The sequence below is a fragment of the Citrobacter sp. Cf125 genome (assembly GCF_030333935.1).
GTDB lineage: Bacteria > Pseudomonadota > Gammaproteobacteria > Enterobacterales > Enterobacteriaceae > Citrobacter > Citrobacter freundii.
Map to the genome: position 1 here is coordinate 698,137 of NZ_JAOWEY010000022.1, position 13,024 is coordinate 711,160.

The 13,024-nt window shown below is 51.9% G+C and carries 13 protein-coding genes, 1 pseudogene and 1 other annotated feature; of the genes and pseudogenes, 10 read left to right on the top strand and 4 right to left on the bottom strand.

From position 1 onward, the window contains the following. Nucleotides 1-35: 35 nt before the first annotated feature. Together OGV89_RS07710 and OGV89_RS07715 are read right to left on the bottom strand one after the other, a co-directional pair. Nucleotides 36-1,020, bottom strand: a pseudogene (locus OGV89_RS07710) (LysR family transcriptional regulator). Nucleotides 1,021-1,061: 41 nt separating this feature from the next. Next, on the bottom strand, nucleotides 1,062-1,886 hold the full coding sequence (locus OGV89_RS07715) for an SDR family oxidoreductase (RefSeq protein WP_003030163.1): 825 nt from the start codon (nucleotides 1,884-1,886) through the stop codon (nucleotides 1,062-1,064). A gap of 174 nt (nucleotides 1,887-2,060) precedes the next feature. On the opposite strand from OGV89_RS07715, the gene hisL reads away from it, so the two are divergent. From hisL to hisIE, 9 genes are all read left to right on the top strand, one after another. Continuing rightward, nucleotides 2,061-2,108 carry a his operon leader peptide gene (hisL, locus tag OGV89_RS07720; protein WP_100250077.1) on the top strand — a complete coding sequence of 16 codons (48 nt, stop codon included), beginning with the start codon at nucleotides 2,061-2,063 and terminating at the stop codon, nucleotides 2,106-2,108. Next, nucleotides 2,084-2,206, top strand: a sequence feature (His leader region). Its footprint overlaps the gene before it by 25 nt. 46 nt (nucleotides 2,207-2,252) lie before the next feature. Next, the gene (gene hisG, locus OGV89_RS07725; RefSeq protein WP_003030161.1) at nucleotides 2,253-3,152 is read left to right on the top strand and encodes an ATP phosphoribosyltransferase; all 900 of its coding nucleotides are present in this window, start codon (nucleotides 2,253-2,255) and stop codon (nucleotides 3,150-3,152) included. A gap of 5 nt (nucleotides 3,153-3,157) precedes the next feature. Then, nucleotides 3,158-4,462, top strand: a complete 1,305-nt coding sequence (hisD, locus tag OGV89_RS07730; protein WP_200002824.1) for a histidinol dehydrogenase — start codon at nucleotides 3,158-3,160, stop codon at nucleotides 4,460-4,462. After that, complete coding sequence (hisC, locus tag OGV89_RS07735) at nucleotides 4,459-5,538, top strand: histidinol-phosphate transaminase (protein WP_106107194.1); 1,080 nt, start codon at nucleotides 4,459-4,461, stop codon at nucleotides 5,536-5,538. The genes hisD and hisC overlap by 4 nt, the downstream gene beginning before the upstream one ends. Continuing rightward, nucleotides 5,535-6,602, top strand: a complete 1,068-nt coding sequence (hisB, locus tag OGV89_RS07740; protein ID WP_000080054.1) for a bifunctional histidinol-phosphatase/imidazoleglycerol-phosphate dehydratase HisB — start codon at nucleotides 5,535-5,537, stop codon at nucleotides 6,600-6,602. Before hisC ends, hisB begins: the two co-directional genes overlap by 4 nt. Next, nucleotides 6,602-7,192 carry an imidazole glycerol phosphate synthase subunit HisH gene (hisH, locus tag OGV89_RS07745; RefSeq protein ID WP_001103544.1) on the top strand — a complete coding sequence of 197 codons (591 nt, stop codon included), beginning with the start codon at nucleotides 6,602-6,604 and terminating at the stop codon, nucleotides 7,190-7,192. The genes hisB and hisH overlap by 1 nt, the downstream gene beginning before the upstream one ends. Then, nucleotides 7,192-7,929 (top strand): 1-(5-phosphoribosyl)-5-[(5-phosphoribosylamino)methylideneamino]imidazole-4-carboxamide isomerase, encoded by a 738-nt coding sequence (gene hisA / locus OGV89_RS07750; protein ID WP_049002717.1) that lies wholly within the window; start codon nucleotides 7,192-7,194, stop codon nucleotides 7,927-7,929. The genes hisH and hisA overlap by 1 nt, the downstream gene beginning before the upstream one ends. Then, nucleotides 7,911-8,687, top strand: coding sequence for an imidazole glycerol phosphate synthase subunit HisF (gene hisF / locus OGV89_RS07755; protein ID WP_049002716.1), 777 nt, complete (start codon nucleotides 7,911-7,913; stop codon nucleotides 8,685-8,687). The genes hisA and hisF overlap by 19 nt, the downstream gene beginning before the upstream one ends. Continuing rightward, nucleotides 8,681-9,292, top strand: a complete 612-nt coding sequence (hisIE, locus tag OGV89_RS07760) for a bifunctional phosphoribosyl-AMP cyclohydrolase/phosphoribosyl-ATP diphosphatase HisIE (protein ID WP_003838954.1) — start codon at nucleotides 8,681-8,683, stop codon at nucleotides 9,290-9,292. The genes hisF and hisIE overlap by 7 nt, the downstream gene beginning before the upstream one ends. 55 nt (nucleotides 9,293-9,347) lie before the next feature. Here hisIE and wzzB read toward each other — a convergent pair whose 3' ends face one another. Continuing rightward, a complete protein-coding gene (wzzB, locus tag OGV89_RS07765) occupies nucleotides 9,348-10,331 on the bottom strand; it encodes an LPS O-antigen chain length determinant protein WzzB (protein ID WP_196005719.1) in 984 nt (327 codons plus the stop codon). A 399-nt stretch (nucleotides 10,332-10,730) separates the two neighbouring features. On the opposite strand from wzzB, the gene OGV89_RS07770 reads away from it, so the two are divergent. Continuing rightward, complete coding sequence (locus OGV89_RS07770) at nucleotides 10,731-11,735, top strand: NAD-dependent epimerase (RefSeq protein ID WP_200002825.1); 1,005 nt, start codon at nucleotides 10,731-10,733, stop codon at nucleotides 11,733-11,735. A 58-nt stretch (nucleotides 11,736-11,793) separates the two neighbouring features. Here OGV89_RS07770 and ugd read toward each other — a convergent pair whose 3' ends face one another. Continuing rightward, nucleotides 11,794-12,960: a UDP-glucose 6-dehydrogenase gene (gene ugd / locus OGV89_RS07775; protein WP_044701934.1), complete on the bottom strand. Its 1,167-nt coding sequence runs from the start codon at nucleotides 12,958-12,960 to the stop codon at nucleotides 11,794-11,796. Between the last annotated feature and the right edge of the window lie 64 nt (nucleotides 12,961-13,024).

Consider the following 13,024-nt stretch of genomic DNA (forward strand, 5'->3'; position numbering starts at 1 on the left):
GTTAATGTCATTTTTTGCAAGCGGCGTATTTTGCACTAAATTGGGGAGAAATAACAAGAGATTGAAGTGGCCACAAAAGAATATTTTTTCTTAACTGATTGATTTGTCAGCAGCCGTTTTAACATACACCCCTGCAATAGCACTATTTGCTAAAATTTCATCTCGCCACCAGGCACTGGCCAACCCAGCGGTCTGTTCATTCCAGCCTATCCACACGGGTTCAAGGACAATTTGCGCGACCACTTTTTTCTCAATCAGTGCGCCGCTCTCCAGAAATCGCTGCGCCAGATAGCGCGGAATATAGCCACATCCCAGGCCGCTGATTTGTAGTTCCAGCTTGGTTTTGAAGTCAAAAACGGTAATGGCTTCCTGATCGTCAAGCACCTGAGAACCTGAGACATTGGCATGCTGCGCATTGTCGCCCACTACAATGGCGCGAAAACGGCGAATAGTGCGACGATTTAACGGTTCCTGTTCCTGCGCCAGCGGGTGATGCGGCGCAACCACAAACACCTGTTCCAGAACCCCCAGCCGTGCAAAGCCAAATTCGCTCGCTGCAGGGGGTTCATGCATGGCACCGACAATAATATCCGCCCGGCCCTGAATGAGGGCATCCCATGAGCCGCCCAGCACGCCATTGATAAATTTCAGACGCGTCACGCTGTGATGTTGATAGAAAGACTCGATGAGTGGGGCCAGCAATGAAAAGGGAAAGGTATCATCTACGCCAATAACCAGTTCATTCTCCCAGCCTTCGTGTAGTTTAATGGCCTGCTTTTCGAGTTCACGGACGGTATGCAGCACCTCCCGCCCCTTTTCCAGCAGCATCTGTCCGGTGCGGGTGAACTTAGCCCGGTGCCCGCTGCGATCGAGTATCTGAATATTAAGATCGCTTTCCAGCTTATGGACGGTGTAGCTAAGCGCAGACGGCGTCTTAAATAATTTTGCCGACGCCGCCGCGAAACTGCCCTCTTTTTCTAAGGCATCGAGGATGATAAGAACGTCCAGCAGTGGTTTCATACTCGCCCCCTGGCGGTATACAGCGGCACTCTGCTGGCTTGTCACTCCATCGGCATCACCAGCGGATCAGGATACTGGTACTCAAACCCAAGCTCATTACAAATACGGTTGCCATCAATGACTTTACCTTTACCGTTATCCGTACCGTCGCGAAATTCCGGCGGCTCCATCCCCAACTGGCGGGCCATCTGCGGATAGAACACGTTACGCGCCGGATGCATAGGCGCACATATATTATAGATGTGTCCCCCTTTAGGCGCTTGCAGCAGTAACGTGATGGCAGAAACCACATCGTCCAGATGCACCAGATTGACGCCATGATGTCCGTCTGGCGCCGTCTTGCCGGCAAAGAAGCGACCAGGATGTCTTCCCGGACCAACTAACCCGGCCAGACGCAAAATATCCACCGACGTGCCAGGTAAATTGTGCAACCAGTCTTCAAGTTCTTTCAGAACACGACCACTTGCCGTGACCGGATTACGCGGCGTCCCCTCTTTCACTGTTCCTTGAACGTCACCATAGACTGACGTCGAACTGGTAAAAATAATTCGCGGGATCCGATACGCCAGCGCGCTGTCGACCAGTTCCTGCATTGCCTGCAGGTAAAATGCTTCCCCAGGACCGCTACGGCGTGCAGGCAGCGTAATAACCAACGCATCGGCGTCCATCAGTGCGTCGAGATCGTCAGCCTCACAGACCAGTTCAGGTTCCAGGCGCAGCGAGTAACTCTCGATACCGCTCATGCGGGCCGCTTCCACCCCATCCAATGTGGTTTTGCTGCCGGTAACCTGCCAGCCTCTCGCCGCCAGCGACATGGCTAACGGCATGCCTAACCAACCTAATCCGACAATTGCGACCTTTTTCATGCCTTCTCTCCTGACTTTTGGCCTATAACGCAAGGCTACGCCAGCCCACGGTGGCTGACAATTCATAGTATCAATATGAAATGAATTAATGATCAAAAAAAGCCCTTGCTTTCCGTAGCTAAAGTGGTTTAGGTTAAAAGACATCAAATGAATAAACATTCATCGAGAAAATTTATGACACGCGCTCAATTCAAACACCATCATCACCATCATCCTGACTAGTCTTTCAGGCGATGTGTGCTGGGAGACATTTAAATCTTCCAGCGGTGCATGAGCGTATGAGAAAGCCCCCGGAAGATTTCTTCCGGGGGCTTTTTTTTTGTGCGTGACCCAAACTGATTCAGACAGGATAACGAGGAATAAAGAATGTTAGACAACACCCGTTTACGCATAGCTATGCAGAAATCTGGCCGTTTAAGCGATGATTCACGCGAATTGCTGGCCCGTTGTGGCATTAAAATTAATCTTCACACCCAGCGCCTGATTGCAATGGCAGAGAATATGCCTATCGATATTCTGCGCGTACGTGATGACGATATCCCGGGTCTGGTGATGGATGGCGTTGTTGACCTCGGCATCATCGGGGAAAATGTTCTGGAAGAGGAACTGCTCAACCGCCGGGCACAGGGTGAAGATCCTCGCTATTTTACCCTGCGTCGTCTGGACTTCGGCGGCTGCCGTCTCTCGCTGGCAACCCCGGTTGATGAAGCCTGGGATGGCCCGGCAGCGCTGAACGGTAAGCGTATCGCTACCTCTTACCCACACCTGCTCAAACGTTATCTCGATCAAAAAGGGGTGTCGTTTAAATCCTGTCTGTTAAACGGCTCTGTAGAAGTCGCTCCCCGTGCGGGTCTGGCCGACGCGATTTGTGATCTGGTGTCCACCGGCGCAACGCTTGAAGCCAACGGTCTGCGTGAAGTGGAAGTCATTTACCGCTCTAAAGCCTGCCTGATTCAGCGCGACGGCGAAATGGCCGACGCCAAGCAACAACTGATCGACAAATTGCTGACCCGTATTCAGGGCGTTATTCAGGCTCGTGAATCCAAATACATCATGATGCACGCGCCGAGCGAGCGTCTGGACGAAGTTATCGCCCTGCTGCCTGGCGCTGAGCGTCCGACCATTCTGCCGCTGGCCGGCGACCAGCAGCGTGTTGCCATGCACATGGTCAGCAGCGAAACCCTGTTCTGGGAAACAATGGAAAAACTGAAAGCGCTCGGTGCCAGCTCAATTCTGGTGCTGCCAATTGAGAAGATGATGGAGTGATAGCCATGAGCTTCAATACCCTGATTGACTGGAATAGCTGTAGCCCCGAGCAGCAACGCGAACTGCTGATGCGCCCGGCTATTTCCGCCTCGGAAAGCATCAGCCGTACGGTGGCCGAGATCCTTGAGAACGTCAAAAATAACGGCGACCGGGCGCTGCGTGAATACAGCGCGAAGTTTGATAAAACCGAGGTCGGCGCGCTGCGCGTCACCGAGGAGGAAATCCAGCAAGCCAGTAGTCGCCTGAGCGACGAACTGAAACAAGCTATGCAGGCGGCGGTGCGTAATATTGATACTTTCCACACCGCGCAGATCCTGCCACCGGTGGATATTGAAACTCAGCCAGGTGTGCGCTGCCAGCAGGTTACCCGCCCTATCGCTTCCGTGGGCCTGTATATTCCAGGAGGTTCAGCGCCGCTGTTCTCTACCGTATTAATGCTGGCGACCCCGGCGCGTATCGCCGGCTGCAAAAAAGTGGTGCTGTGCTCACCGCCGCCGATTGCCGATGAAATTCTCTACGCCGCGCAACTGTGTGGTGTAAAAGAAGTGTTTAATGTGGGCGGCGCTCAGGCTATTGCCGCGCTGGCGCTGGGCACCGAATCTATTCCTAAGGTCGATAAAATCTTCGGGCCGGGCAATGCGTATGTGACCGAAGCCAAACGTCAGGTCAGCCAGCGTCTTGACGGCGCGGCCATCGACATGCCTGCTGGTCCGTCCGAAGTGCTGGTTATCGCCGACAGCGGCGCGACGCCGGACTTTGTTGCCTCTGACCTGCTTTCTCAGGCAGAACACGGCCCCGACTCGCAGGTAATCCTACTGACGCCAGACGCTACGCTTGCCGAAGGCGTTGCCAAAGCCGTAGAGCGCCAGCTCGCTGAGCTTTCCCGCGCTGAGACCGCCCGCCTGGCGCTCAGTGCCAGTCGGCTGATTATCGCCAAAGATCTGGCGCAGTGCGTGGCCATTTCTAACGCCTACGGTCCGGAACACCTGATTATTCAGACCCGCAACGCACGTGAACTGGTTGATGAGATCACCAGCGCCGGTTCGGTGTTCCTCGGCGACTGGTCGCCGGAATCCGCAGGCGACTATGCTTCTGGCACCAACCACGTTCTTCCGACCTACGGCTATACCGCAACCTGTTCCAGTCTGGGGCTCGCTGATTTCCAGAAACGCATGACCGTACAGGAATTAACCCCACAAGGTTTCTCTGGCCTGGCCTCAACCATTGAAATACTGGCCGCTGCTGAACGACTGACTGCACACCAAAATGCCGTTACCCTGCGCGTTAACGCCCTGAAGGAGCAAGCATGAGCACTGACAACTTTCTCAGCGTCACTGATTTAGCCCGTAAGAATGTTCGCGAATTAACGCCCTATCAGTCTGCCCGTCGTCTCGGCGGTAACGGCGATGTCTGGCTCAACGCGAATGAATATCCCACCGCCGTGGAGTTCCAGCTCAGTCAACAAACGCTGAACCGCTACCCGGAGTGTCAGCCGAAAGCGGTGATTGAGAATTACGCGCAGTATGCTGGCGTCAAACCGGAGCAGGTGCTGGTTAGCCGCGGCGCAGATGAAGGAATCGAGCTGCTGGTGCGCGCGTTTTGCGAACCCGGTAAAGATGCCATTCTCTACTGCCCGCCGACTTACGGCATGTACAGCGTCAGCGCCGAAACGATTGGCGTCGAATGCCGCACCGTTCCGACCCTTGATAACTGGCAGCTGGATTTGCAAGGCATCGCGGACAAGATTGATGGCGTGAAGGTGGTCTACGTTTGCAGCCCTAATAACCCAACCGGCCAGTTGATTAACCCGCAGGATCTGCGTTCACTGCTCGAAATGACGCAGGGTAAAGCTATTGTGGTCGCTGATGAGGCCTATATTGAGTTTTGCCCGCAGGCCACGCTGGCAGGATGGCTGTCTGAGTATCCGCATCTGGTGATATTACGCACGTTGTCAAAAGCGTTTGCTCTCGCCGGTTTACGCTGCGGGTTTACGCTGGCGAATGCAGAGGTTATCAATCTGTTGTTAAAGGTGATTGCCCCCTACCCGCTCTCTACGCCAGTAGCGGATATCGCCGCCCAGGCCCTGACGCCGCAAGGGATTTCCGCCATGCGCCAACGCGTAGAACAGATCCTGGAAGAACGTCAGTACCTGGTGGAAAACCTGAAAACAATTCGCTGTGTAGAGCAGGTTTTCGAGTCTGAAACCAACTATGTTCTGGCGCGCTTCACCGCATCAAGTAGCGTATTTAAATCTTTGTGGGATCAGGGCATTATCTTACGAGATCAGAATAAACAACCTTCGTTAAGCGGCTGCCTGCGAATTACTGTCGGAACCCGTGAAGAGAGCCAGCGCGTCATTGACGCCTTACGTGCGGAGCAAGTATGAGCCAGAAGTATCTTTTTATTGACCGTGATGGAACCCTGATTTCCGAACCGCCAAGTGACTTTCAGGTCGATCGCTTTGACAAACTCGCCTTCGAGCCGGAAGTTGTTCCCGTTTTGCTGAAACTGCAAAAAGCAGGTTTTAAGCTGGTTATGATCACTAACCAGGATGGGCTCGGAACGCAGAGTTTCCCCCAGGCTGATTTTGACGGTCCGCATAACCTGATGATGCAAATTTTCACCTCTCAGGGTGTGACATTTGATGAGGTACTGATTTGCCCGCACCTGCCAGCGGACGAGTGCGATTGCCGTAAGCCAAAAGTGAAGCTGGTTGAACAGTATCTGGTTGAACAGGCCATGGATATGGCGAACAGCTACGTCATTGGCGATCGGGCAACCGATATTCAGCTCGCTGAAAACATGGGCATTAGCGGATTGCGTTACCATCGCGACACCCTGAACTGGGCAATGATCGGCGAGCAGTTGACCAAACGTGACCGCTACGCACACGTTGAGCGTAATACTAAAGAAACGCAGATTGACGTCAAAGTCTGGCTGGACCGCGAAGGCCGTAGCAAAATCAATACCGGCGTTGGCTTCTTTGACCACATGCTGGACCAAATCGCCACCCATGGCGGTTTTCGCATGGAGATAGCCGTCAAGGGCGATCTATATATAGACGATCACCACACCGTTGAAGATACCGGTCTGGCGTTGGGTGAAGCCTTAAAGCTGGCATTAGGCGATAAACGCGGCATCAATCGTTTTGGTTTTGTGCTGCCGATGGACGAGTGCCTGGCGCGTTGCGCACTGGATATTTCCGGCCGCCCGCACCTGGAGTACCGCGCGGAGTTTACCTACCAGCGCGTTGGCGATCTGAGCACAGAGATGATTGAACACTTCTTCCGCTCACTCTCTTACACCATGGGCGTCACCCTGCACCTGAAAACCAAAGGCAAAAATGACCACCACCGTGTGGAGAGCCTGTTTAAAGCCTTTGGCCGTACGCTGCGCCAGGCGATTCGCGTCGAAGGCGACACGCTGCCCTCCTCAAAAGGAGTGCTGTAATGAATGTGGTGATTCTGGACACCGGTTGCGCCAACCTGCATTCGGTAAAATCCGCCGTCGCACGCCACGGATACGACCCGGTTGTCAGCCGTGACCCGGACGTGGTGCTGCGCGCCGATAAACTGTTTCTGCCGGGCGTCGGTACCGCCCAGGCGGCGATGGACCAGTTGCACGAGCGTGAACTGATTGAGCTGATCAAAGCCTGTACGCAACCAGTGCTGGGGATCTGCTTAGGCATGCAACTGCTTGGTCGTCGCAGTGAAGAGAGTAACGGCGTATCCCTGCTGGGCATTATTGAGCAGGATGTCCCGAAGATGACCGATTTCGGTCTGCCGCTGCCGCACATGGGCTGGAATCGCGTCTATCCACAAGCGGGAAATCGTCTGTTCCAGGGCATTGAAGATGGCGCATATTTCTACTTTGTACACAGCTACGCTATGCCGGTAAACCCGTGGACCATCGCCCAGTGCAATTACGGCGAACCGTTTACCGCGGCAGTACAAAAAGACAATTTCTTTGGCGTACAGTTTCACCCGGAACGTTCGGGCGCGGCTGGGGCGCAGTTGCTGAAAAACTTTCTGGAGATGTAATGATTATTCCGGCATTAGATTTAATCGACGGCACGGTGGTGCGTCTTCATCAGGGCGATTACGCAACGCAACGTGATTACGGCAACGATCCGCTCCCCCGTTTGCAGGATTACGCCGCCCAGGGGGCCGAAGTACTGCACCTGGTTGATTTAACCGGCGCGAAAGACCCGGCGCAGCGCCAGATCCCGCTGATTAAAACGCTGGTCGCTGGCGTCAATGTTCCGGTACAGGTTGGCGGCGGCGTGCGTACCGAAGCGGATGTTGAAGCGCTGCTTAACGCTGGTGTTGCGCGTGTAGTGGTGGGGTCGACGGCGGTAAAATCCCCCGAGGAAGTCAAGAGCTGGTTTGCTCGTTTTGGTGCCGACGCGCTGGTGCTGGCACTGGACGTTCGTATTGACGAGCGAGGGAACAAACAGGTAGCGGTTAGCGGCTGGCAGGAAGATTCCGGGGTTTCACTGGAAGAACTGGTTGAGACCTATTTACCCGTCGGCCTGAAGCACGTGCTGTGCACCGATATCTCCCGCGACGGCACGCTGGCAGGCTCAAACGTCGCGCTTTATGAAGAAGTGTGCGCCAAATATCCGCAGGTGGCGTTTCAGTCATCTGGTGGTATTGGTGGAATCGAGGACGTAGCGGCCCTGCGCGGGACCGGTGTTCGTGGTGTTATCGTCGGACGAGCCTTGCTGGAAGGAAAGTTCACCGTTGAGGAGGCCATACAATGCTGGCAAAACGCATAATTCCTTGTCTGGACGTCCGCGATGGGCAGGTAGTAAAAGGCGTTCAGTTCCGCAATCACGAGATTATTGGCGACATTGTCCCACTGGCAAAACGCTATGCCGATGAAGGCGCAGATGAACTGGTGTTCTACGATATCACCGCTTCCAGCGATGGCCGCGTAGTGGATAAAAGCTGGGTATCACGCGTGGCGGAAGTGATCGATATTCCGTTCTGTGTTGCCGGTGGCATTAAATCCATCGACGATGCGGCACGTATCCTCTCTTTCGGGGCGGACAAAATCTCCATCAACTCCCCGGCGCTGGCCGAACCGGAACTTATCACCCGTCTGGCAGATCGCTTTGGCGTGCAGTGCATCGTGGTGGGCATTGATACCTGGTATGACGCCGACAGCGGCAAATATCACGTTAATCAGTATACCGGGGATGAAAGCCGTACCCGCGTCACGCAGTGGGAAACACTGGACTGGGTGCAGGAAGTCCAAAAACGCGGCGCGGGCGAAATCGTCCTGAACATGATGAATCAGGACGGCGTACGTAACGGTTATGACCTGGAACAGTTGAAAAAAGTGCGCGACGTCTGCCATGTACCGCTGATTGCCTCCGGCGGCGCGGGCACTATGGAACATTTCCTGGAAGCTTTCCGGGACGCCGACGTTGACGGCGCGCTTGCCGCCTCCGTCTTCCACAAACAAATTATCAATATTGGCGAATTAAAAGCGTACCTGGCAACACAGGGCGTGGAGATCAGGATATGTTAACGAAGCAACAATGCCGCGAGCTGGACTGGGAAAAAACCGACGGGCTGATGCCAGTCGTCGTGCAGCATGCGGTTTCCGGTGAGGTGCTGATGCTGGGTTATATGAACCCGGAAGCGCTGGATAAAACGCTCGAAAGCGGCAAAGTGACCTTTTTCTCGCGGACCAAGCAGCGCCTGTGGACCAAAGGAGAGACCTCAGGTCACTTCCTGAATGTGGTGAGCATTGCGCCTGACTGCGACAACGACACTCTGCTAGTGCTGGTTAACCCGATTGGCCCGACCTGCCATAAAGGGACTTCAAGCTGCTTTGGCGACGCCAGCCACCAGTGGCTGTTCCTGTATCAGCTTGAGCAACTGCTGGCCGAACGTAAAACCGCTGACCCAGCCAGTTCCTACACTGCGAAACTGTATGCCAGCGGCACCAAACGCATCGCACAGAAAGTGGGTGAAGAAGGCGTAGAAACCGCGCTGGCTGCGACGGTGAACGACCGCTTTGAGCTGACAAATGAAGCCTCTGATCTGATGTATCACCTGCTGGTGCTGCTGCAGGATCAGGACCTCGACCTGACGACAGTGATAGAGAATTTACGTAAGCGTCATCAGTAAGTTGCAGATATGAAAAAACCGGGCACTGCCCGGTTTTTTGTTGTCAGGTTCAGGCTTACTCTGCTTTTGCGTTGTAACCACGCAACGCATTTCGCCCCAGCACCACACCAGCCCCAATCATCCCACCGAGCAGAACCGCCAGCACCAGGGTAATCGCTTTTTTCGGACTGTCACGACGAATCGGCAACGTTGGTTTCATCACATAGCGATAAGCGTGTAACTCGGCCCCCTCAAGCTTAAGATTTTCGATATCCAACAGCTTTTGCTTAGTCTGAAAGTAGTTGTCAGATAATATCAAAGGGCGTGTAGATTCGTGTTCAATCATGGACTTCAGGGCATCACTACCCAACAGAAACATACTGTCCTGCGTCACATCCTGCGTCTGCTGGATTTGCGGCTTAATCACCCCAGCCTGTTCTGCATAACGCAGCGCTTCCTGGATTTGCTTGATTCGCAGATCTTTTTGCTCCTGAGCGACCACTTCCTGAGTTTTCAGAGAATCTTGCAACGTAGTTGTTTGCAATTTGATGTTATCAACCAGGTCAAGTTCCAGCTCTTTGGCAACCTTTTCATCTGTTTGTTGAATGTATTCGGCGAGCTGACGCTGAGCGTCTTCAGGTGAGCCACCCACATAAGAAACCGCCAACGGCAATGGTTGCCCTTTTACAGACTGCTCAATCGATAGTTTTTCAGGCTTTTCCTGATTATCCAGCGTTTCCGCCAATGCAGAAAATGACGTGCTAAAACGGCCAATCACGTTTGCCTGTAACTCAGTAACCTTAGGGGCGCTGACACCATACAACACGTTAAGTGCGTTGTTATACGTGGCAATCTGTCCGACATCCGGTTGAGTGATAATGGCTGTTGAAGTCCATTTCTCCTTAGCAACTGCCAGATAGCCCACAGCAAGCACTATGGCAATAACAATCGCAATAACGATTGTTACTTTCCCGCGCCACAACTGTACCAGTAAATCAATCAGATCAATCTGTTCCGGATCGTGACTGCGCCCGGACATGTTGTTATCACTTACAGACATAGAAACCCTAGATAAGGAAAGACTTAAACTGGGATTAGTTTAGCTATAAATTGAGGCAATGCCATAGGATTAATGATAAAAAAATCAAATTGTTTGAGGGATTTTGATTGGTATTTCAATCACTACTGAAAATCAATACGATTAAACAAAAGTGTAAATACTCAAAGAACACTTTCATGAGCAAAAAAACAGCAATAATCAGATTTCATGCCCGCCAATCGTTGCCCTTTACAATTCATTTTAATGAATTCATGTCATGAATATTTACCGTCTAACCAGTAAAGATGGTAAGCGTAAAAAATATAACAATTAGCTTTTTTACCATCTAACGGTATCATTCCACTTTTTAGTAGCGCCTGCTGGTGCCTGGCTATTATTTAGCCAAAAAGAGGAATAAACATGAAATACCTGGTTACGGGTGCCGCTGGTTTCATCGGCTTCCACGTTAGCAAACGCCTCCTTGAGGCTGGCCATCAAGTAGTCGGTATTGATAATCTGAACGATTACTACGACGTCAGTCTTAAACAAGCTCGTCTGGAATTACTGGCACAGCCCGGTTTCCAGTTTCATAAAATTGATTTAGCCGACCGCGAAGGCATGACTGAACTCTTCGCATCCGGGCATTTTGAACGCGTAATTCATCTCGCCGCCCAGGCTGGCGTACGTTATTCACTCGAAAACCCGCATGCCTATGCAGACTCAAATCTCACAGGCTTTCTGAACATACTGGAAGGGTGTCGCCATAATAAAATTCAGCATTTACTCTATGCCTCATCCAGTTCAGTTTACGGCCTGAATCGCAAAATGCCTTTCTCTACGGATGATTCCGTCGATCATCCCGTGTCGCTGTATGCAGCAACCAAAAAAGCCAACGAGCTGATGGCTCATACTTATTCCCACCTGTACGGATTGCCCACCACCGGGTTGCGTTTTTTCACCGTGTACGGCCCATGGGGTCGACCGGATATGGCGCTGTTCAAGTTCACCAAAGCGATGCTGGAAGGGAAAAGTATTGACGTCTATAACTACGGCAAAATGAAGCGTGACTTTACCTATATCGATGATATCGCAGAAGCGATCATTCGCCTGCAGGATGTCATTCCACACGCAGACACACAATGGACCGTTGAAACAGGCACGCCAGCAGCCAGCATTGCGCCCTATCGCGTCTACAATATCGGCAATAGTTCACCGGTTGAGCTAATGGACTATATCCAGGCTTTGGAAGATGCTCTGGGTATTGAAGCGAAGAAAAACATGCTACCACTACAGCCAGGTGATGTACTGGAAACCAGCGCAGACACTAAAGCACTGTATGAGGTAATTGGTTTTAAACCTGAAACCACGGTAAAAGATGGGGTGAAGAACTTTGTTGACTGGTATCGTAATTTCTACAAAGTTTAATTACTGACCTGATTAAAATAAAAAGGCCTTTTATAAGGCCTTTTTTATGGAGACGAGATTAATCACTACCAAACAAATCGCGGGTATAAACTTTATCGGCAACATCAGCTAATTCTGACGTCATGCGGTTAGAAATAATAATATCCGCTTCATTTTTGAACGCATTAAGATCACGCACTACCCGAGAGTGGAAAAATTCATCTTCCTCCATCACGGGTTCATAAATAATAACGGGCACACCCTTGGCTTTAATGCGCTTCATGATGCCCTGAATAGATGATGCCCGGAAATTATCGGAACCACTTTTCATGATCAAACGGTACACGCCGACCACCTTAGGTTTACGCGCAAGAATAGAATCTGCAATGAAGTCCTTACGCGTACGGTTCGCATCAACAATCGCGCCAATAATGTTATTCGGTACAGACGCGTAGTTAGCCAGCAACTGCTTAGTATCTTTCGGCAGACAGTAGCCGCCATAGCCGAATGACGGATTGTTGTAGTGATTACCGATACGCGGATCCAGGCACACACCTTCAATAATCTGCCGTGAGTTCAAGCCAAGACTTTCTGCATAGCTATCCAGCTCGTTAAAGTAGGCCACACGTAACGCCAGATAGGTGTTAGCGAACAACTTGATGGCTTCGGCTTCAGTAGAGTCGGTAAACAGCGTCGGAATGTCTTTTTTAACCGCACCTTCCTGCAGCAACGCGGCAAAACGCTCGGCTCGTTCGGAACGTTCACCAATAACGATACGGGACGGATGCAAGTTGTCGTATAGCGCACGACCTTCACGCAGGAATTCTGGCGAAAAGAAAATATTGTCGATACCCAACTGTTCTTTAATAGAGTTCGTAAAGCCAACCGGAATCGTTGATTTAATTACCATCACCGCATTTGGGTTGATTTCGACCACATCGCGGATCACTGACTCGACGCTCGAAGTGTTAAAGTAGTTAGTTGTCGGATCGTAATCAGTCGGTGTCGCGATGATAACGTAGTCCGCGTCGCGGTAAGCATCATACTTATCGGTCGTTGCACGGAAATTCAGCTGTTTTGTCGCCAGATATTCTTCGATCTCCTTATCAACGATCGGCGATTTTTTCTGATTCAGCATCTCGACCTTCGTCGGAACGATATCCAGAGCGACCACTTCGTGGTGCTGGGCAATCAGAATACCGTTCGACAAACCTACATAACCTGTTCCTGAGATAGTTATCTTCATTCGCTCTGTAACTTCTTCCGGTTGAACATTTGAGGGTGAACACGCTGCCAACAACGTGGCGCAT